The 21,900-nt window shown below is 49.3% G+C and carries 15 protein-coding genes; 4 read left to right on the top strand and 11 right to left on the bottom strand.

All coding sequences use genetic code 11. The annotated features are described in order from the left end of the window. Positions 1–13: 13 nt before the first annotated feature. The 8 genes from A8709_RS07595 to A8709_RS07560 form a co-directional block, all read right to left on the bottom strand. Positions 14–1,414: a polysaccharide deacetylase family protein gene (locus A8709_RS07595; RefSeq protein ID WP_065851627.1), complete on the bottom strand. Its 1,401-nt coding sequence runs from the start codon at positions 1,412–1,414 to the stop codon at positions 14–16. A 197-nt stretch (positions 1,415–1,611) separates the two neighbouring features. Next, on the bottom strand, positions 1,612–2,844 hold the full coding sequence (locus A8709_RS07590; protein ID WP_065851626.1) for an MFS transporter: 1,233 nt from the start codon (positions 2,842–2,844) through the stop codon (positions 1,612–1,614). Positions 2,845–2,890: 46 nt separating this feature from the next. After that, the gene (gene bcp, locus A8709_RS07585; RefSeq protein WP_065851624.1) at positions 2,891–3,373 is read right to left on the bottom strand and encodes a thioredoxin-dependent thiol peroxidase; all 483 of its coding nucleotides are present in this window, start codon (positions 3,371–3,373) and stop codon (positions 2,891–2,893) included. 135 nt (positions 3,374–3,508) lie between these two features. After that, a complete protein-coding gene (locus A8709_RS07580) occupies positions 3,509–4,447 on the bottom strand; it encodes an RNA polymerase sigma-70 factor (protein ID WP_244163126.1) in 939 nt (312 codons plus the stop codon). A gap of 45 nt (positions 4,448–4,492) precedes the next feature. Further along, positions 4,493–5,761 (bottom strand): phytoene desaturase family protein, encoded by a 1,269-nt coding sequence (locus A8709_RS07575; RefSeq protein ID WP_065851622.1) that lies wholly within the window; start codon positions 5,759–5,761, stop codon positions 4,493–4,495. Positions 5,762–6,009: 248 nt separating this feature from the next. Then, positions 6,010–7,008 (bottom strand): 2,3-diaminopropionate biosynthesis protein SbnB, encoded by a 999-nt coding sequence (locus tag A8709_RS07570; RefSeq protein ID WP_065851620.1) that lies wholly within the window; start codon positions 7,006–7,008, stop codon positions 6,010–6,012. 17 nt (positions 7,009–7,025) lie between these two features. After that, a complete protein-coding gene (gene sbnA / locus A8709_RS07565) occupies positions 7,026–7,991 on the bottom strand; it encodes a 2,3-diaminopropionate biosynthesis protein SbnA (protein WP_065851618.1) in 966 nt (321 codons plus the stop codon). Positions 7,992–8,004: 13 nt separating this feature from the next. Then, positions 8,005–9,231, bottom strand: coding sequence for a phenylacetate--CoA ligase family protein (locus A8709_RS07560; RefSeq protein WP_244163125.1), 1,227 nt, complete (start codon positions 9,229–9,231; stop codon positions 8,005–8,007). Positions 9,232–9,448: 217 nt separating this feature from the next. Here A8709_RS07560 and A8709_RS07555 point away from each other — a divergent pair, with 217 nt between their 5' ends. Continuing rightward, positions 9,449–10,237 carry a YheC/YheD family protein gene (locus tag A8709_RS07555; RefSeq protein WP_065851616.1) on the top strand — a complete coding sequence of 263 codons (789 nt, stop codon included), beginning with the start codon at positions 9,449–9,451 and terminating at the stop codon, positions 10,235–10,237. A 447-nt stretch (positions 10,238–10,684) separates the two neighbouring features. Here A8709_RS07555 and A8709_RS07550 read toward each other — a convergent pair whose 3' ends face one another. Genes A8709_RS07550 through A8709_RS07540 form a run of 3 tightly spaced genes read right to left on the bottom strand, consistent with a single transcriptional unit; the run spans position 10,685 to position 13,313 of the window. After that, positions 10,685–11,470: an ABC transporter permease gene (locus tag A8709_RS07550; RefSeq protein ID WP_065851615.1), complete on the bottom strand. Its 786-nt coding sequence runs from the start codon at positions 11,468–11,470 to the stop codon at positions 10,685–10,687. 3 nt (positions 11,471–11,473) lie between these two features. Continuing rightward, positions 11,474–12,268, bottom strand: a complete 795-nt coding sequence (locus A8709_RS07545; protein WP_065851613.1) for an ABC transporter permease — start codon at positions 12,266–12,268, stop codon at positions 11,474–11,476. Continuing rightward, complete coding sequence (locus A8709_RS07540) at positions 12,261–13,313, bottom strand: ABC transporter ATP-binding protein (protein ID WP_065851611.1); 1,053 nt, start codon at positions 13,311–13,313, stop codon at positions 12,261–12,263. The genes A8709_RS07545 and A8709_RS07540 overlap by 8 nt, the downstream gene beginning before the upstream one ends. A 287-nt stretch (positions 13,314–13,600) precedes the next feature. Here A8709_RS07540 and A8709_RS07535 point away from each other — a divergent pair, with 287 nt between their 5' ends. The 3 genes from A8709_RS07535 (at position 13,601) to A8709_RS07525 (ending at position 21,777) form a co-directional block, all read left to right on the top strand. Next, complete coding sequence (locus A8709_RS07535; RefSeq protein WP_065851609.1) at positions 13,601–14,659, top strand: LCP family protein; 1,059 nt, start codon at positions 13,601–13,603, stop codon at positions 14,657–14,659. Between the two features lie 484 nt (positions 14,660–15,143). After that, positions 15,144–16,490, top strand: coding sequence for a glutamate-1-semialdehyde 2,1-aminomutase (locus A8709_RS07530; RefSeq protein ID WP_065851607.1), 1,347 nt, complete (start codon positions 15,144–15,146; stop codon positions 16,488–16,490). A 745-nt stretch (positions 16,491–17,235) separates the two neighbouring features. Next, positions 17,236–21,777 (top strand): glutamate synthase-related protein, encoded by a 4,542-nt coding sequence (locus A8709_RS07525; protein WP_244163124.1) that lies wholly within the window; start codon positions 17,236–17,238, stop codon positions 21,775–21,777. Positions 21,778–21,900 lie beyond the last annotated feature (123 nt).

Here is a 21,900-nt window from a genome sequence, read left to right as displayed (position 1 = left end):
ACTCTTTTAGACATTACCAACCCATGGCAAATAGAGAGTTTTGAAGAATCGCATCATTTTCTTTGAAAAAATAGAGTGGACGAAGCGCCATGGTGATTTGCCGGCTATCTCTGGACATGACCGCATCCGTAATCCGACCGCCTAGCGAATCTATCGTTTTGCGTAAAGGCACGATAATTTGACTATCTTGCATCGTCATATCGGCGAGCGAATAGGCAGCTGTTTGTTTACCTAAGGTGAATAAGCTTATTCTTCGATCAGTAAGATCATAGTACATATCGTAGATCCCATAATGAGCAACGGCTGTTTTGGAAGCTGCCTGCCACTCCACGTTCCCGCCCATCTTCTCGATCAGATAGCGCAACGACAACTCGATCCGATTGGCGCGCAGCTTATAAGCGGAGGGCTCAATCGTTAAAGCATTGCTTCCAAACACCTTTATCTGCAGAGGCAGCGCGTCTTCTTGTGCCTGTATGCGGGCGGCTTCCTCATCCGCTTTGGCCTTGGCTTCCGCCTCGGTCTGCGCTTTCTGAGCTTCCAGTTCTTCCGCTTCACGTTTCGCAATCTCAGCAGGGCTTGGATGAGCCGTCGCATACTGCTGCGTTTGGTTCAGCAGCCCTTGGAATTGCTTCAAGCTCATACTCCGCGACCATTTCGTCTTCGTGACTCCGAATTGTTTGGGCTTCACCTGCGGAGTCAATGTGGCGAACGCATAGCCTAGCTTTTTATAATAGCTAATCACTTGGGGCAATACCTCAACGGAAGACGCGTGACCCGTACCATCATGAAATAAAATATTGATCTCATGTTCAAGCGGCGAAGCCTTCACGGTTTGCCAGATTTCATTCACGGGTACATTCGCTCGGCTTGAATCACCGCTGTCTACGTTCCAATCCTCCATGATATAGCCAGCTTGATCCATCAAATAATAGTAGTAAGCATCGAAATTCGTCGCTGTCCCTCCTGGTGCACGAACTAACTGCGGTCTGATCCCCGCTATATCTGAAATGATGTTTTCACTGCGTTGAATTTGATCCCAGAAGGTTTGAAAATCACCATAAAGCTCTTTATATACATGATTATAGGTATGATTGCCAACCGCATGACCATCTTTCACGATTCTCTTGAGTTCAGCCGGATGCGCTTTCGCTTGCTCCCCTAGTACGAAGAATGTAGCCTTAATGCCTTCTTTATCTAAAATATCCAACACCTGATTCGTCAGCTTACTCGGACCATCATCAAACGTTAGATACACGGTGGGCTGCTCGGGGGTTTCGTAAGTTCCTTCACTCTTCACTCGCTTCCCTGCTGAAAGCTGCTGATACACCTCTTGCCCCGCTTGGTCACCATCACTCTCTGCTGCTTTGGCTGGCAACATACCTACCAAAAGTGAAACTAGTAAAACGACAACCATAGTAAGTTGATTCCTTAGCCGCCCATTTCTAGGAGATTGTACTCGTAAGCGCATCCGATGATCCCTCCGCATGTTCTATCATTTTGACATCTGATAGATTATATGGAGGCAGGCGTGAGAGTATGACACAAAAAAACGATCCTCCTCAGCCTTGAGAAGAATCGTTTCACGCTGTGTATTTAATGCCATTAAGCATCCTAGGAAAGGGACTTACTCTCCTTTTGTGAAGCCGTATAGAACAAGGACCGACTGCCAATGAGACCCACCAAACTCACGAGTAGCAGTATGCCCAGCAATAAAATCGCGGACCTAGCCCCTTGAAAGGAAACGATTTGTGTGCAAACCGCGATAAGCAGAACACGCATCCCCATCCCCACGGTGTTGAAAAAACTATTCACACGACCGATCAGATGATTCGGAACCATTTCCATCAGAATCGTGTTCCGCGCGACGCGACTCCCTGCATTTCCCCAACCATTTAATGTTTTGAATACTAGAAAGATAGAAACGATGGGAAATGAGTAAAAGAACACAATCGATAGGCTAAACATCAAAAATGATAGAATCGTTGTCGCATAAGCGCCTAATCGCTTCATGATGAGCGGGATTGTTAAACCTGCAACGACCGCCCCTATCGCGAAGATCATATCCGCCGCCCCAAGAACATTTGCTCCGCCATGGAGGACACTTGTGATGTAGACTGGGTACAGGTAATTGCCCACCATAACACAGAGAAATGGCATGAGCGCGCATAGGAAAAATAGAACCAACAGCGGCCTTGTTCGCAAATACGTGTAGCCCTCTTTGAAATTCGCCCACATGGAAACGGCGCCCGTTGCCGTAACTGACTTATTCTTCATATAAGGAATGAGCAGAAATAGACCGAACCCTAAGAAGTAGGTCATCGCATCTGCTAAGAGAATCCACGCAAAATCGATATGATCGATAAGCAGACTCGCCATCCCCCCTGCGATCATGGAGGTCGATTGATTTTGAACCTCAAGAATAGCGTTTAACGTCTTGTATTGCTCCTTGGAGAAGATCTCCTGGGTGAACGCGAACTGCGTTGGAAAATGAACATTATAGTAGAGTGAGCCGCTGAAATAGATGACAATCAATTGCCACGTTTCAAAATGACCCGTTAATAGCCCCCATAACGCAAATAGGAGCGTTACACCGCCACCGATAATTTCGCTGCCCAGCAGCATTTTTTTGCGGGAGATACGGTCAATATACGCGCCAATATGCGGCGATAGCAGGAATAGAATGATCGTAGAAGCAAGTGTCGCGTATCCGTATATTTCACTCCCCCCAGCCCGGTTTACCAGTAACCAAGGTACCCCGATCATCGTAATCCCGGAACCTATGGAGGAGAGGATATTCGCGATCATTAGAAAGGTCATTCGTCTGTCTTTAAGCATGAGCCACATGATGTTATTGCCTCCGATGTCTATAAGTGTGAAGCAGGATTTGAGGCTAAGCCATTTCCATCACAGCATCCAACACGGATTGCACATGATTCTTAATCCTCACTTTACTCCATTCTTTCACGATATAGCCTTTCTCGTTGATCAGAAATGTCGATCGAATAATGCCCATATACTCGCGTCCGTATAGCTTTTTCATCGCCCATACGCCATACTTCTCTGCGACTTTATGCTCCGTGTCCGAGAGCAACAGGAACGGCAGTTCATACTTCGCAATAAATTTATCATGCGCCTTCAGCTCGTCTGGGCTAATGCCAATCACTTCTACCCCTAATTCTGCAAACTTCCCATTATAGTCACGGAAATCGCAAGATTCCTGTGTGCAGGTTGGCGTATTGTCCTGCGGGTAAAAGTAAATGACGACTTTGCGCCCTTTGTAATCGGCTAAAGAAACTTTCTTTCCGTTCGAGGCAGGCAGCGAAAAGGATGGTGCCTTCCGCTTACTTACTGCCGGTTCATTCAATTTAGTCAATGATGCTCTCTCCTCTTGCTATCCAGCTATGATATTCATTTATTATGCGACATTCGCTGGATGACATCAAACGAAAAAAGCTGCTACGAATCATAAAGACTTCGTGAGCAGCTTATCAAACATACAAGATGAAGACTAGGATTCCACTGAACCCGCTTCGAGGTGTCGCAATTTATCTGGATTAACGACGAGATAGAAGGCTTGGATCTGTCCGCCTTCTACTTGGAAGGTCAGCACATTATGCGGTTGATCGTTCACATAGGCGACAATACCCAGTTGCTCATTCACATTAGCCAATGCGTAATGGTAGCCTTCCGGCACCTTCGCCAAAACGCCCGCCAAGAACATGGCGATGCGCTCTGCTCCCTCGATCGGCTTAATCGCGGCTTTGACTTTGCCGCCGCCATCGGAATACAGGATCGCATCGGACTTCACGATGCTTAACAGTTGCGCCATGTTTCCTGAGGTTAGCGCATGAACGAATTGTTCAACGACAGCAGCCGTTTGTTCTTTGAGTGGCTGCTTGATCTTCGTGTTCCGTTCGCTGTCCTGCCCAGACGAGGGGCTGATCGCCTGCTTCGCCCGGCGGAAAATCTGCCGGCAGTTCGTGCTGCTTTTGCCCACAATCTCGGCGATTTCTTCGTAGTCGTATTGCAGAACCTCCCGCAGCAGGAATACAGCCCGCTCTACCCACGACAGCTGCTGCAGGAGCAGAAGATAGGCGGTGGACAGCGATTCTTTATGTGTCAATGCGAGGTCAGGTGGGATTGGATGTTCTTCACTCGTCAACAATGGCTCAGGGAGCCAAGGACCGACGTAGACCTCTCGCTTTTTACTGGCGGAGCGTAAGTGATCGATGCAGCGGTTGGTTACGATTTTGCACAGGTACGCCTTGGGATTGTGAACATGGTCCAGATTGGTTCCACTGGCATACAGAAAGGCCTCCTGAACAATATCTTCCGCATCCATCACACTTCCCAGCATGCGATACGCCAAAGAGAACATCAATGGTTTATAGGACAGATAGCGCTGCATGGCAGTTTCCATTTCTGCTCCAGTGATCTCTATCTCCATCTGGCACACCTCCCTTTCGTTACGCTAATTCTAATAGTAAGCCAATTAGGATTGTTTTAAAATAGCTTGGGCCGCACGCCTAGCGCTTGCTGCTGAAGCATCCGCGAGCATTTCGCCATGACTTGCCCAATCGCCAGCTACATACAAACCACGAATGCCCGCAACAACTGGTCCTGTCATGAGCTTGCTTTTGCCTTTATGAAGCGTATCGTGCGCCACCGTTATATTCGGTAGAAACTGTCTGGCTACCACTTCTTGTTCCCAGCCAGGATGCAAGGTATTCATGACAGCGGTCAGCATCTCTTCATCAGCCTTCGGGTTGTGTTCCCCAGGTCCATTATACTTCATCAAATGAACAACCAACGTACCGTCATCGCTTAGCTTGGCATTCAGAGTGTGATGCGAGAAATAGATTGGCTGATCCAACGCCAGGGCAAAATCCCGTCCGGGAACGGGAAGCTTCCTCAACCCTAAATCAAGGCAGGCAGCTTTCGCCGGGCGAGCCTCCTCCTTCCACTGCTTGAGGATCGTTTGCTCCGCATTGGGAACCAGCTTATAGGTCTCGCTTGGGGAAGCGGTGCTGATGACATGTGATACGACAAGCTGTTGATCATTGGCTAGTAGAAGTCCTTTCACCTGACCATGGGCATGCACGATTTCTTTCACGTCCACGCCGCTGAGGATGTGAACCCCTGCACGTGCCGCTTTCTCTTGTAGCTGATCAATGAGCGTCTGCCAGCCTCCATGGAGATAGAGCACGCCTTTCAGCGCGCGTTGTACCTGTGCGAGCACAGGGGTAGCAAGCTGATGATCCGTATCGTGTCCATAGGTAGCCGTACGGCACAAGCCGTAAAAAATATGGCGGACCATCGGATCAGGGATCTCTCGTTCTGCCCATTCTCTCAGTGATGCAGCACCGGCCTGGTTCGCGTCCATTTTCGACAACCGCATAACGAGTCGCAGCAGTCCGAGCTTTCCTGACCACGAGAGCAGCTTCGATGTAAGCATGGTCAGCGCCGTTGCTGGCATCGGGACAAGCTTATTGTTCCAAAGCGCGCTTGCTTTAGATGGCGGTGCACACCCTTCGATGCGAATGCCTAACTCCTGCAGAATGCGGTAGGCCGCTCCAGCACGGTATAGCGCATGTCCGCCTAGATTGAATAACACGCCGTTTTTCTTGTTCGTCATCGCCCTGCCGCCTAAGCGTCCCGCTCTCTCCAGCAGCACGACTTGCTTCCCGCCTTGGGCTACTTCAATCGCCGCAATTAATCCTGCTAAGCCTCCACCGATAACGGCTGTATCGTATTTCGTCATGTGTCTCATCCTCCGTTTCGCTTTTACATCTATATGGCGAAATAGGCAGGTGTTTTGTGACAAAAAAAATAATCCACAGATGAATTTCTGTGGATATCTTAGCTTGTGGATATGTTAATATGGAAGTTAAAAGTTATACACACCAGGGACTTTATGCCCTGTGGACTTGTGGGTAACTTTGTGGATAACAGTGGATAACACCTATAGGGCGCGTGTAAGAGCGGACGGGCCTCTGTTTACTTTTGTAATTATTCCCTACTGGTCGGAGATATCGACTTACTCGCCTCTAACGTAACGCCTTTATTCAACCGCACAGCTTCCTTCCAATAGTAGCCCGCAATTGCAATATCGAAGATGCCTAAGCCCATCGGATTAAAATAAATCGGCTCCTTCGCTTCCACACCAGCCAGATGATCGCGCAGCACCACGTCCGCTAACGTACGAACATCCGTCTCCTGTAGGTTATACAGCAGATGCAGCTGCTCAATGTCCGTTTGCTCTCGGCACACCTCACGCCAATCATCCACGATGATGGTTGTTACAGCCGATACGCTTTCAGGCTTATAATCTCTGAGCGATACGTTGAGCAGCAGTGCCCCCGGAGGCGGAGCCTCATCGATGTAACGCTCTGCCGACACCGTGCAGGTCATTATGACATTGGCCTCCTGATAGCCCTGCCGCCAATCGCTCACAGCCAGCGTCTTCCCCCGAACTGATGCAGGAATTGTGTTGGTGTTCACACCTTTGAGGTCAAATATCCGAACCTGTTGAATACGCTCACCAAACAAGGCGATGCACATATCCAAATGCAACCGGCCAATCGGCCCCCACCCGATGAGGTGGATGCTTAAATCGGCTGGCTGCCTGGCTGACACGTACTGTTTCAACATGACACCGCTCACCGCTGCTGTGCGCAAGCCATTTAGCAATCCACTGTGGATAAATGCAATTGGCTCACCTGTCGAAGGTTTGTTCAAAATCAACGTATTATGAGCCCGTGGCAGTCCTACAAGGCTATTGTTAGGGTAACTGGCAATCCATTTAATCCCTGCCAAATTGATGGTTCCGCCTACATAAGCAGGCATGGCAATGATCCGGTTCTTGGGGTCGCCAAAGCGTAAGTAGGGCTTCAACGGATGAACGCAGTCACCGCTGTCTCCTATCACAACAACATCTTGAATGATGTCCGTTAACTTCGTCCAATCGATACCGATCTCTCGGATATGGTCATCCTGTACATACAACATCCCGCTAGTCTCCCATGCTAGTTACTCGGTGTGTACCCGATTTCTTGCGCAACCCATACGTCATTGTACACCGTGTTCAAATATCGTTCGCCTCGATCTGGCAAAATCGCTGCGCAAATCGCGCCCGGCGGAATCTCTTTGCTAAGCCTGCGTATCGCTGAAATAACGCCGCCTGAGGAGGCGCCCGCCAGTATGGCTTCTTCACGCACTAACGCGCGGCAGCCCTCGACGCAATCCTTGTCGGATACGTACATGACCAAGTCCGCCACATCATGGCGATGCAAGCCAGGCGTGATGCCTGCGCCAAGTCCAGGGAATCTACGCGATCCTTTTTCCCCGCCAAAAATCACACTGCCTTCGGCATCCACCGCAACGATCTGCGTTGCCCATCCTTGACTGCGGATGTATTCCATACAGCCACGAATCGTTCCACACGAGCTGACGCCGCAAAATAAATAGTCGATCTCGCCCAGCTTCTCGCCAATTTCCCGCATCGTCGTCTCTCTATGCGCCAGCGCGTTGTCTGGACTCCCGTATTGATTGGTCCAATAGGCATTCGGGATTTGTCTCACGAGCTCCGCTACTCGCCGAATCCGCGCCGGCAGGAACTCGCCCGTCGCCTCATCCGGCTCCGTAACCAGATCGATTTCGCCGTGAAAGCTGCGAATAATTTGCAGATGCTGCTGTGTCGTTCGCGGATCGACCACACAGATGAATCGGAGCCCGAGATAACGGCAGAACTGCGCGAGACTAATCGCCAAATTGCCGGAGCTAGACTCCACGATGACACTCTCGCTCGTCACCTCGCCACGGCGAATCGCCTCCCGCAGCATAAACAACGCCGGCCGATCCTTCGCGCTGCCGCCCGGGTTCATCCATTCCATTTTGCCATAGACGTCAAAAGGTTGATCCTTAAACAAACGCGATAGTCGAATAAGCGGCGTCCGTCCGGTGGCCCCCACAATTCCTCCTTCAAGTTCCATGCGCTTTCCTCCTTTACGTGTAAAAAATCTTTTTATTTTTCACGGAGGTGCGGTTCTGTGAATCCTCAAAGGTGCCCCCGATAACTTGAATGCCATCTAAAAGCCGGGCTTTAATCATCATGCCGATCGCTGGAATGCAGCTCTCCACGTCTGCGCGAATGCTGGTTAGAACTTCTGGCGTTGCCTGTGAGCTATAGACATGCACCGTAAGGGCGTTCTCAGCCACTTGGACCCGAACACTCGCTTCCTCAAGGTAACGGTATACGATATCTTCGATGTCATAGATGCTGATTTTCTCACCATGCTTCAGATCAGGCCCAATGCGCTTCACAATACTTTGAAAGCTTTGTGTCGGGATGCCGTCCACGGAGATGGTTCTTAAATCCCGCACCACATCGTATGTGACGTAACGCAGTGCCGGGAACGAATCTCGCACAGTAGATGTGAGGACCAATACTTGCTCCAGCTCATCCGGCAGCGGCTCCATATCTGTACCCAACAACTCTGCAGGAATCCCCTCTGCCACGATGCCCTCTGTAAACAAATACCTACTATGCTCGTGGGAAAAGTAAGCAATCGTTCCGATCTCAATGGAGCCATACGTATCCGTGACACGTGTTTCCGGGATGCTCAGCCTCTCGGCAACGCGCTTCCGCCACCCAGGCGAAGCAATTTCCCCCACCAGAATGATATGCTGAATGCCATATTCAGTGGGTTTCTCGGAAGCGTGCAGGATCCGATCCAAAATCGACGGCATCGTATACAACACTTCGGGCCTGAAACTCTTCAGACGTTCGACATGCTCTTCAATAGGAAGCCGAAAGGATACGGATTCAACCTCCATCCCCAGCTGACGAAAGACATCAACGGCCGTAGCCTCCGCATGTCCTGTACCCATATCCGCCATCGCGGTTAGGTACCTCGTTTCATCTAGGATTTTGCGAAAAACATCCAGCTTTATGCGCAAATACGCTTCCTCATTTGATGGTGAATAATAAATCGTCTTTCGCCGCTTCGAACTGGTACCGGATGTCTGATACCGATTCATGTCCGCAGCCTGAGCGAAGGGATTCGCATCCGTGTAATAGAATGTTTCCAACATCGACGCGGTCACTAGCGGCAACGGAGCCAACACGTCAGCGCCCGCTCCATCCGGCCAATCCCTCACATTTCCTTCTGACCAAATCCAAGGAAATTGCCGCTTCATCACTTGAATCGTTTCTTTGATGTGCCTGTGCATGGACGTGCAGCTCCTCCTCTCCGAGCACTCTTATCATGTATATGAATCCTCTATACACTTGACTACTGCCTACTCCTTATCCTATGCGCCCATCCTGCCCATCGTTCACTATTCCTGAACCTTGCCCGAGGAACATCACAGAATCTATCCTCACCCGCCCCCTTGCGTGCTCATATCATAAGGAAACGTCATCTCTAGTAGAGAAAGGATCGTACCCATGACCAGTTCACGGAAGGCCATTTCAAGCAAATTAATTAAAACAGACGTTACGCTTCGAGATCCGAAGCTGCGCAAATATGTACCGATTACGCACCCTTTTGATCTTAAAAGGTTACAAGACATGCTCGCCAAGCACGGCATGGTCTATGTCAAACCCGATGCGGGCTCCCTCGGGATCGGCGTCATGCGCGTCGAGGCCAAAGGCGGCGCTTACCGCTATCAAAGCGGGACTCGCGTCTATCGTTTTTCTTCATTTGATAAGCTGTACCAGTCGCTGCTCCTTCGCTGCGGCACCAAGCGCTATCTCATTCAGAAGGGTATCCACGTTCTCAAACACGAGGGAAATCCCTACGATTTCCGGGTCATGATTCAGCGCAGCCCCACTGGCAAATGGGTATGCACCGGCACCGCGGCCCGGGTCGCTCATCCGCAGAAGGCCGTGACTAATGGCAGCCAAGGCGGTACAATTTACAGTCCCTACGACCTTCTAGCCCCCAAGATTGGGCGTGAAGCCACGCTTTCTCTCTTGCGAAAAATGGAGACCATCGCTTATTTGACCTCCGTTCAATTCGGCCGCGCGTATCCAGCTATGGATGAGCTCGGGCTCGATATCGCCGTCGACCATAAGCTGCGGCCATGGATTCTCGAGGTCAACACACGGCCCGACCCCTGCCCTTTCACCAAGCTGGAGGATCAGTCGATCATCCGCAAAATCATCCGCTACGGCCGGGCTAATGGCCGGAAGTATGATTTGACGTGTTCGAAGGCGAAGAAGGCGCCGAAGTGAGTTAGGCAAGGTGCGGGGACGACGTATATGGCGAGGGGGAAGTTGAGCTCATGGGCAGAATCGTTGCTCGGAGTGAGGGTGACGTTGAGCGCATGGGTGGAGACGACGTACAGGACGAAGGACGGCAGCGCCGCCCTCTAACATCAAGATCTAGAAAAAGATGCGAATCTGCATCCTTTTCCTCAAGGAAATCCATATTTTAGTAGAAAGATACAAATGTGCATGAATGTACACCAGATTTGCCCTTTTATAGATATTCACTAAAAAAGGATGTATTTTCGCAGGTATTCCTCGGGATTCGGCCCTTTCCCCCTAATAAAAATGTAATTTTACAGTTTTATGCTTGAACTTGATCTTTCGTGGGTATTCAATAAAATACATTCCTTATTTGCAGCGCAAAAAAGCCGTCCCACAAGGTCCACTTGCAACCTTGGAGACGGCTCCAACTTATGATCCGGCGCCGCGGTATCTTTTGACACCAAAATTCCAGATCGTAATGCCTAGTACAAAAAACACGATGCCAACCACCGGTGTTAGCAGGGCGAACCATTTCCAGTTATCCGGATCGATGAAATACGCTGCTGGATAGAAGCCAACGAACGCAAACGGTAGAATCCATGTCAGAATACTCTTTAACAACTTATTATAAATCGTCGCCGGGTAGCGCCCATAGTTCTGAATGTTCCAGATCAACGGCAGGATGCCTGTCGGTGCGTCTGAGAAGAAAGCTGATGCCGTTAGCGAAATGTATACACCTGCATAAATCAGGATCGAGCCTATCACCATGACAATGAAGATCAGCGGATCATGCCAGTGGAACGGCAGGTCGAGCTTGACCCAGGAATAGATCATCACGACCAATCCTGCCAACGCGCTGAACATGGAAGCCGGGTCGAGATTCTCGAGCATGAGCTGCCACAGATTATACGCAGGCCGCGTCAGGATACGGTCCATTTCGCCTTTGATGATATAACGCTCGCTAAATCCCCATAAATTAAAAAAGGAAATAAATATACCATACGGGATCATAAAATATCCGTAGATGAACAAAATTTGTTCTTGATTCCAGCCGCCGAGCGATTGCGTTTGCAGAAAGACGACAAGAATGAAGAATAGGTTCAAGCCATTGAACAACAAGTCGGACAACACTTCAATCCAGAAATCGGATCGGTAGGTGAGCCTTGTTTTCATGTAGTTTTTGAAATAGTCATAAACGAGGGTGATATAGAACATGCCCTACCCTCCCTGTACAAATAGACGTGTTTTGGATTTAACCCAAAGGGCATAGATCGGAATAATCAGGAGCAGGAACCATAGTACTTGTACGCCGAAATTTTGGAGTATCGCGCTGCCTGTAATTTTGCCAGTGAACACTGCACTTGGTAAGTAGGTGATCGCTTGAAAAGGAAGCCACTCCAAGATCGACTTCGACCATCCTGGGAAAAAGGAGATCGGGATAATGAGGCCCGAGAACAAGTCAACCGCCACGCGCTTCATGCGCATGAGGCCTTCATTATTTTCCAAGAAAAAGGCGAACAAGCCTGTGATTATATTCAACTGCGTATTGATCAGGAAACTAAAGAACAGCATGACTAAGTAAGTGACCCACAAGCTTGGATCGGTTGGGAACTTAATTGGCAGCAGCAGCCAGATAAAGACCATACCCGGTGTGGTGAACAGGAACAATCGGAAAATACCTTCACCTAAGCCCTGCATCATTTTCACAAAAATATAGTTGTACGGCCGGATGAATTGAATCGCAACGCTGCCATCCCTAATCTCATTGGCAATTTCTCGATCTAAATTGTTAAAGTAAAAGGCGCGGCCCATCCAAGAAATCGCCACATAGGTCGTCATTTGCCCTAGTGTAAGGCCGCCAATAACGGCTTGGTCACCATAAATCGCTTTATAGACGAAGTAGTAGGAACCGATATTCAGGGCGTAGATCAGAATTCCGCTGTAATAATTCACCCGGTAGGCGAGCATCATGAGAAATCTCATTCGGATTACTTCTATATAAGCACTAAACATGGGTCGTGACTCCCTCAGGCTGCGGGATGTCCAAACGCTTCACTTCGGCTGAGCCGGATTTATAAATTTCACGCACGATATCGTCAGTATTCGTTTCGTTGATCTTAATATCCTGAATTTGCAGGACACCTACGACGCGGCTTAACACATCCGAGATGTTTGCTCTTTCGTATGGGATGAACACTTTGGCCGAAAGCTCGTTCTCAAGCTGCCAAGCGACATCCAAACCTGAGGTTAACTCTTGCAGGCGTGCCAAGGTGGTCGGATGCTCGAACTGAAGCACAACTTCTTTTCCCTTGCCCCATCTGGCTTTCAGCTCTTCCAAGCCACCGTCATAAATAATTCGGCCGTCATCTAGCATAATAACACGGGAGCATAATGCTTCGATGTCTTGCAGATCGTGCGTCGTTAGCAAGATGGTCGTTTCATACCGTTGATTCAGCGATTTCAGGAATTCACGAATTTCGGTTTTGACAATAATATCGAGGCCGATCGTCGGCTCGTCTAAGAACAAGATCTTCGGGTTGTGAATGAGCGATGCCGCCAACTCACAGCGCATCCGCTGACCCAAGCTCAGCTTGCGGACAGGTCGTGTAAGTAGATCGGATAGTTGAAGGCGATCAACGAGCTCGTCGAGGCGCTTTCGGTAATCGGCATCTGAAACGCGGTACACCTTTTTCAATAGTTGAAAGGATTCAACAACACCAATGTCCCACCACAGCTGGCTGCGTTGGCCGAACACCACACCGATCTCAGCAACGAATTTCTCACGTTCTTTGAAAGGCACATAGCCGTTCACCATGAGATGGCCCGATGTCGGTACGAGAATACCCGTAAGCATCTTGATCGTAGTTGACTTCCCAGCTCCATTTTCACCAATATATCCACAAATTTCGCCCTTTGGAATCTGGAAGGAGATGTCCTTCACGGCTGTGATTTGCTTATACTCTCGTTTGAATAAATCTTGTACGGCTCCCTTTAAGCCTCCGCGGCTTTGTTGCACTTGGAATTCTTTGCGAAGCATTTGTACATCTATTGCTAACATGCGTCTTTCCCCCTGACTTTGTCGTCTCGGTTACAGATTACAGATTACGGCAACATTCGTCATAACTTGCTATCGAAGTTTCGTAGCATCTATAATATGGATCATAATGGTGTTTCTTACCACATAAGAAAGTTTAACTTTTCGGTTCCCAAAAACGTCTTTCTAACAACCAACCTATAACATGCTCATGATACAGTAATTCTGTAAGAAAAAAAAGTACAGATTAGAATTCCATTTTTTTCGCCTACTATTCCCCCATATTCACTTATGAAAGGAGCTTACATAGCATGAAAATCTTCAAACGATCTCTGCTCCTGATTGCCTTGCTTCTGTTGGTGGTCGCTGGCTATTATTCCTATGCGTTCTATAGCTTTGCCAATAATATTTCACACAAATCGGACAATGTGGATGGGAAAGGCAGCGGCAGTGCTTCCTTAATTCCCAATACCGTGAAGGAAAAAGGGGATAAGTACACCCCGCCCAAATGGGAAGGCAAGCAGCGCGTGAACATTTTGATCTTAGGCGGAGATTCGCGTGGGATGGTGAAAAATGAGCTGCCGCGTTCGGATAGTATTATGCTCGCCTCGATCGATCCTGTGACGAAGAAAGCTTATCTGTTCTCCATTCTGCGGGATACCTATGTGAAAATCCCTGGCGAAGGCGACGATCGCATTAATACCGCAATTACGACGGGCGGCCCGAATTTGGCTATGAAAACCGTCAGTGATTTGCTTGGCATTCCGGTCCAATATTATGTCTACACCGATTTCAAAGGGTTCATCGCCCTCATTGATGCTGTCGGCGGCATCGATATCGATGTCGAGAAGGATATGAAGTATACCGACTCCGAGGACGACCATGTGTATGATATTAATTTGAAAAAGGGACAGCAGCACTTGGACGGCAAAACGGCCCTCCAATACGTTCGCTTCCGTCATGATGCCTTATCCGATTTCTCCCGAACAGAGCGACAACGGAAGTTCCTAACGGCTGTAGCGAGTAAAATGCAGTCCACCTCTTCCTTGATCAAACTGCCGCGCATTCTGAATGCGATCGATCCGTATATTGATACGAATCTCAGCGTTACGGACATGCTCAAGCTCGGAACGCTTGGCTATGAAGCTAAGGCGGATGGCATTATCTCATCGCAGCTGCCACCCTCTGATCTTCTTGTAGAGAAGAATATCCGCGGTGCATCCGTGATTACGGCGGATAAAGCAGATCTTCAGAAATATGTGAAAGACTTGTTCGCAGGCACCGCGGACGCCGATACAGGTCCTACGAAGCCTTCAACCAAGCCGAGTCCCACACCGACGCCGAAGGCGACTGGGAAGACCGCCAAGTAAATCGGTAGAAAGTATGAATACTTACGAACGGATAATAAGAGTGGGTATCCACTCTTATTTTTTGTATGAGTGCTGATTCACTCGGTGCGGCGGATTTCGAAATAGAATAATCGCGAGCGACTCCGCTATTTGCAACAGAATAGCCAATTTGCGATCAATGCGGAACGTCAGTGCGCTATTTCCACCAGATTAGCTAATTTGCAACCGTAGCGGAACGTCAGTGCGCTATTTCCACCAGATTAGCCAATTTGCAACCGTAGCGGAACGTCAGTGCGCTATTTCGCAGTTTTCGGTGGAAATTCACGTGTTTTCGTTGCAATAGTGGAACCACGTTCCGCAACTTCCCCAAAAAGCGGGAAACGTCATAAATAGCGCCCTCTCGTTCCCTTTCGATTGAGACTGCCACTGCCACACACTCGTCATGAATTCTCTATCAAATTCAAAAACCACAAAAACTACTACATATAAAAGGAATGATACGCTCATGGAACGCAAGCAATCCGAAGTACTTTACCAAGAAGCACTAAAACACATCGTCGGTGGGGTCAACTCCCCATCCCGCTCATTCAAAGCTGTCGGCGGCGGCGCCCCCGTCTTCATGAAGCGTGCGCAAGGCGCGCACTTCTGGGATGTAGACGGGAATCGCTTCATTGACTACCTCGCCGCCTACGGTCCCATCATTACCGGTCACGCGCATCCGCACGTGACCGAAGCGATCTGCCGCGCCGCACAGAACGGCACGCTGTACGGCACCCCGACCGAACTCGAGATCGAGTTCGCCAAGATGCTGAAGTCGGCGATTCCCTCGCTCGACAAAGTGCGCTTCGTCAACTCCGGAACCGAGGCCGTGATGACGACGATCCGCGTGGCGCGCGCGTTCACGAAGCGCACCAAGATCATTAAGTTCGCCGGGTGCTACCACGGCCACTCGGATCTCGTGCTCGTAGCGGCCGGCTCCGGGCCGTCCACACTGGGCATACCGGACAGCGCAGGCGTGCCGGCGAGCATCGCACAAGAGGTCATCACCGTGCCGTTCAATGACATTCCGGCACTTGAAACCGCGCTTGCGCGTTGGGGTGAAGACGTTGCCGCGGTGATGGTGGAGCCCATCGTCGGCAACTTCGGCATGGTCATGCCCCATGCCGGTTACCTCGAGCAGCTCTGCGCAGCTGCTCGCAAGCACGGCGCCCTCGTCATCTACGACGAGGTCATCACGGCGTTCCGCTTCCATTATGGAGCGGCACAGACCTATGAAGGCCTCCCTATCGTAGAGGGAGGCCCTACCGAGGCGGCGGCGCGCTTCGCTGCCGTCGAACCGGACCTGACGGCCCTCGGCAAAGTGATCGGCGGCGGGCTGCCGATCGGGGCCTACGGGGGCCGCAAGGCTGTGATGGAGCAGGTCGCTCCGCTCGGACCTGCGTATCAAGCCGGCACGATGGCGGGGAACCCCGCCTCCATCTCGGCCGGCATCGCCTGCTTGGAGGTGCTCCAGCAGGCCGGCGTCTACGCCAAGCTCGAGCAGCTTGGCAAGACCCTCGCGGACGGCATCGCCTCATCCGCCGCCCGCCATGGCATCGCCCTCACGCTGAATCGCATCGGCGGCGCCTTCTCTACCCATTTTTGCGATCATCCGATCACCAACTTTGATGAAGCCCAAGATACCGATGGCGAACGCTTCGCTGATTTCTTCCGTCTCATGCTGGAGCAAGGCATCAACCTTGCCCCTTCCAAATATGAAGCTTGGTTCATGACGATCGCGCACACGGATGAAGACATTGCTCAGACACTCGAAGCCGCCGACCGTGCTTTCCAAATCATGAAAACACGCTAAACTGCAGCAAACCTAGAGCTCTCACATGACACTCGATGAGTCAAAAAGACTAGTTTTCATAGGAAAATCAACAGATATTTCTCGTTTCCAGCACTTCCCTGCCTACACCAGCTTGTCCCAGAAACGAACTATGATCCTCTCAGGATTATAGTTCGTTCGTCTTTCTACCCTTACATGAGTTGTAAGAATTGTGCTTTTATTCACCTGTATACAAAAAAGGTAACGCTTACATTTACGATTTCGGTCTGCAAGTATTGTCGGATGAACTTTTTCATGCTATTCTAAGATTACTTTTACCCTTTTAGCGAAATCGCTTGTTTTCACAGTATTTTCCTAGAAACTTAGGGCATGATTTACAAATACTGCATGGTTTTTTGTGTGTGATGCCTTACTTTCCTACGAGTCGATTTATGCCGTATTTTAAGAGACTAATCTCCAGCAAATTGGCATGATATTCAGTTAAATTGCATTTTTATACACGATTATGCATATTTCGGATTTAGCCCACATTGTGGATTTGTCCCGGAAATAGGATAGCTAGCAGGCTCGACCGTGCCAAAATGCAAGAAGCGCGAGAAAACCTTAATCGAGGCTATTCACAGATGAGCGACCGCGTTTACATGGTGGTTTTATCGCCAATAGGAAAGCTGTTTTCGGGAACCGAAAACTTGTACTTTCCGATGTGGAAAGTAAGAGGAGTTTAATTATGTATGGGGGGTGACGGTCAGGCGACTGACCAGAGCAAATGAATGAAATTATGCGTAATGAAGGCCGTTTTCAAGATCTACTAGGAACTGAACACGACAGCTGCGGTATTATTTGTATTATTGAAAAGAATGGTCATCCTTCCCGAGATAACATCCAAAAAACGATTGATGCACTAGTTAAAATGGAACATCGTTCTGGATTTATCAATGGTGAAGGCGATGGTTGCGGTATTCTAACAGATATTCCACGTGCTCTCTGGGAAAAGAAATTAACAGACGCGGGTCTGGACAGCAAACTTGCTTATGACAACCGTTTTTCTGTTGGACACATCTTTGTTCCACGCAACCTGGACCTGACTGCTGCTGAGATTCAAAACGGCATTCGCGAGCTTTTTGCCTCCCATGATGTATCCATTATTCTCGAGCAAGAAAACCTTGTTGACAGCGGTTCGCTGGGCGCTAACGGTTTGCTCGATGAGCCAACATTTTGGCAAATTGCAGCGATCAGCAACAAAACAGAAGGTCAAGTTGCCGATCACCTTTATGAGCTGCATATTGCGATCGAAGATCGTTACAACGTACACGTTGCTACACTTAGCAATGTAACATCTGCTTACAAAGTACTAGGTGCTGCAAGCATCCTGCCTAAATATTTTAACGACTTGCGCGATCCGTTATTTGCATCCCAAGTAACGATTGGTCACAACCGTTATTCAACGAACACACTGTCTAGCTTCTTCCGCGTGCAGCCGTTCTCCCTTCTTGGACACAACGGTGAAATCAACACAGTCAAAAAACTTCGTCTTGAGGCTGACATGGTGGGCGTTCCACTCGTTAGCGGTGGATCTGACTCCCAAGACATGAATAGAACAATCGAAACATTCATTCATCGTTTTGGATTGTCCCTCTTTGAAGCCATGGAAATGGTTTTCCCTCCTATTATTAATGAAATGAAACAGTTCCGTCCGGAACTTCAAGATCTCTATGTCTACTACCGTCAAGTTTGGGGCCATTTTGCCCAAGGTCCTGCGGGGATTGTCTCCCGTTATGGCAACGAATGTATTTTCAGTGTTGATGCACTTGGTCTTCGTCCTGTATGGATGGTTGAAAGTGACACGTCTCTCTACTTCTCCTCTGAGCAAGGTGTTATCACGGTTGGCGAGATGGTTGCTGATCCGAAACCAATTGCACCAGGCGAAAAAGTGGGTGTTGTTCTTACACCTGGCGAACACATTCAAGTCATTCCTTACCATGAAGTACAAAGCTTGGTCTATGATCGCGTAAGCAAGCGCGTGAACTTTGGCGGTCTTCGCTCTTATTTGAACCCTGCTCCAACAAATACAGAAGCAGAACTTCATGAGAATGTTATAGCAACAGATCAAGTGTATAGTGCATTTGGCTGGGATCGTGACGGCATTTCACACATTGAAACAATGTCTGAAACTGGCGCTGAGCCGATTCGTTCATTGGGTCATGATTCACCGCATGCTGCTCTTGCATGGGAACGTCAGAACGTGCCTGACTTCATTAAAGAAAGTGTAGCCGTTGTAACGAATCCTGCTATCGACCGTGACCGTGAAATGGAGCATTTCTCCACACGTGTTATCGCTGGAGCTCGTCTTCCGGTATTTGCACAGGTAGATGCGAACCTTCGTCTTGAGCTTCTGGCTCCGCTTGTTCTTGAAGGAACGAACGGTGTAGGCAGCGAAGAGAACTTATCCCAACCGTCTTTGGAGCAATTACTTGCCCAATTCCGTGCACAAGGTGATAACAAAGTTGCTGTTCTATCCACAACATTCGCTAGAGGAACTTCTCTGCAAGATGGTTTGAACAAACTAGCAGCAGATGCAATCTCCGCAGCTCGTGATGGCGCCGTACTTCTCGTCTTGGACGATGCAGAAGCGCATCAGAACGACCGCTTGTGGCTAGATCCGCACCTTGTCGTTTCCAAAATTGACATCGCACTTCGTGCGGAGAAACTTGGTTTCGGCGACAACCTGCGCCGTCATGTTACGTTGATCCTTCGTTCAGCTGCTATTCGCAGCTTGCATGATATCGCGGTAGCTTGCGGACTTGGTGCAGATGTGATTTCACCTTACTTGCTCTTCGCTACAGCTTCTGACAAAGAAGGCAATGCAGCAGCAGCGCGTAAAGTGTACGCGGCTCTTACCAAAGGACTTGAGAAAGTCATTTCAACGATCGGAACACACGAACTTCGTGGGTACACACGTTTCTTCTCCTCCATCGGCTTCCACCCGGAAGTGTCCGAGGTGCTTGATATCGTGAACTACCTGGGTAGTGAAAAAGCAGGAACTGGCTTTGCACAGCTTGAAGCTGAGGCAGAAGCACGTTATGCAGATTTCACGAATGCCAAAGCGAAAGCAGCGAAGAACTTCCGTTTCTTCCAACGTATGTGGAAAGCACTAGGCGATGCTGCATCAGGAGCTGCTCCTTACAGCGACTACCGCGACAAGCTGCGTGAAGAAGAGAAAAAGAACCCGATCTCCATTCGCCACATTGCGGGCTTTAAAGCAATCAGCGATGGCCGTCAGCCACTTGACCCGTCACAAGTTGATATTTCCATTGGCGGTCATTCCTTGCCGATGTTGATTTCTTCGATGTCCTTCGGTTCACAAAACGAAACAGCTTTCCGTGCCTACGCTGAAGCCGGCGAACGTCTGAACATGGTTACCATGAACGGCGAGGGCGGAGAGATTAAAGATATGCTTGGCCGTTACAAAAAAACGCGCGGAGCGCAAGTCGCTTCCGGACGTTTCGGTGTGAACATCGAACTTGCTAACGCAGTTGCTTTCCTTGAGATCAAAATCGGTCAAGGGGCAAAGCCAGGTGAAGGCGGTCACTTACCAGGCTCCAAAGTTACAGCGAAAATCGCTGAAGCTCGTAACGCAACGATTGGTTCTGACTTGATTTCACCATCCAACAACCACGATATTTACTCGATCGAGGATTTGGCGCAAATCATTTCCGAGCTTAAAGAAGGCAGCGGACGTAAAGCCAAAATCATCGTAAAAATCCCAGTTGTTCCTGGTATCGGTACGATTGCAGTTGGTGTTGCTAAAGCTGGTGCTGACGTGATTACCCTTTCCGGTTTCGACGGCGGTACAGGTGCAGCTCGTATTCACTCCTTGACACACGTTGGTCTTCCTACTGAGATCGGTACGAAACTTGCTCACGTTGCTTTGATTGAAGCTGGTCTTCGTCACCGCGTTGAGCTGTGGTCCGATGGCGGTCTGAAATCAGGCGCTGACGTTGTTAAAATGGTTATGCTCGGTGCGAACCGTGCAGGTTTCGGTAGTATCGCCATGCAATCCATCGGTTGTACAACATGTCGTGGTTGTCATTTGGACACGTGTCACGTTGGTATCGCAACTCAAATCGATTCCATGGAAGAAGCCGAAGAAAAAGGTCTTCGCCGTTTCGTACCTCGTGTCTTTGACACGGCAGTAGATAGCTTGGTTCGCTTATTCGGCGGTATTGGCGAAGAAGTTCGTGAAGTTGTTGCTTCCCTTGGTTACAACAGCTTGCAAGAACTTGTAGGCCGTTCCGATCTATTAGAGCAAATCAGCCACAACGAGCGTATTGATCTTTCCGACATTCTACGTTTTGTTCCAATGCATAACATATCCGATGCAGAAAGAGCGCTTGAAGAAGCGGCTGTTTCCTCTGATATCCGTATCGCGGCTGGTACAGAAGGTCTGGACTTCTTCCCAGAGTCCGTTTCCTTCGATGGTCCTGTCGTTCGCAACTGGTCCAAAGTGGACGCTGAGTCCCGTATTCTAGGAACTCGTTATTCCAGTCATCGTGTAAGAGACCGTTACAACAACAGCTACGATGAGCTTCCAACTGTTGCACTTAACTTGATTGACGGTTCCGTTCCTGGTAACGGTCTTGCAGCATTCAACGCACGCGGCGTGAACATTACTGTACACGGCGGAGCTGAAGACGGTCTTGGTAAAATGGCGTTCGGCGGTAAAGTTGCTATCGTGAAGTCACTTGGCCAAAACAACACGTTCATCAACGGTAGCGTTGGTAAATCGTTCGGTTACGGCGCACAAAAAGGTTTGTTCTTGATTCAAGGCAGTGCAGATACACGTGCATGTATCCGTTTCTCCGGTGCTGACGTTGTCTTCGGTGGCGAAATCACGACACCTTTGCAAGATGAGCTTGGCGGTCTAGCTGCTCGTGCGAACCTCAAAGGCTTCGCGTTCGAGTACATGACAAACGGCCGTGCCGTTGTTATGGGCGATCCAGGTCCATGGATCTGTGCAGGTATGACAGGTGGGGTTATCTACCAACGTCTAGTGCCAGAAATGGGTCTTGATCAAGCCGCGATCGAGCGTCGTATTGCGAAAGGTGCTAAAGTTAAACTTGAGCCTATCGGCCTTCAAAGCAAAAAAGATCTTACTGAATTGCTCACAGCTTACCACGCTGAGCTTGCGAACTCCGGTCAATCCGAAGCCGCAGCGAAAATCGAAGGTTTGCTGAGCAACCTTGAAGCTAACTTCATCCGTATCTCCCCGGTCAACATGCAAGCTGACCAATCCGTTGCTACGGAATAGGATAGCAATAAGCACCACAGGACCTTCATCGGTCTTGTGGTGTTTTTTTGTAAGAACATAGTTTTGGTTGCATAAAATACACAGTTCCATCGCATTTTATTAGTGCAACACCATCCGCATGCC

Origin of the sequence: Paenibacillus pectinilyticus, from assembly GCF_001700435.1 — a bacterium.
GTDB lineage: Bacteria > Bacillota > Bacilli > Paenibacillales > NBRC-103111 > Paenibacillus_E > Paenibacillus_E pectinilyticus.
This window is presented reverse-complemented; position numbering and strand designations above follow the sequence as displayed.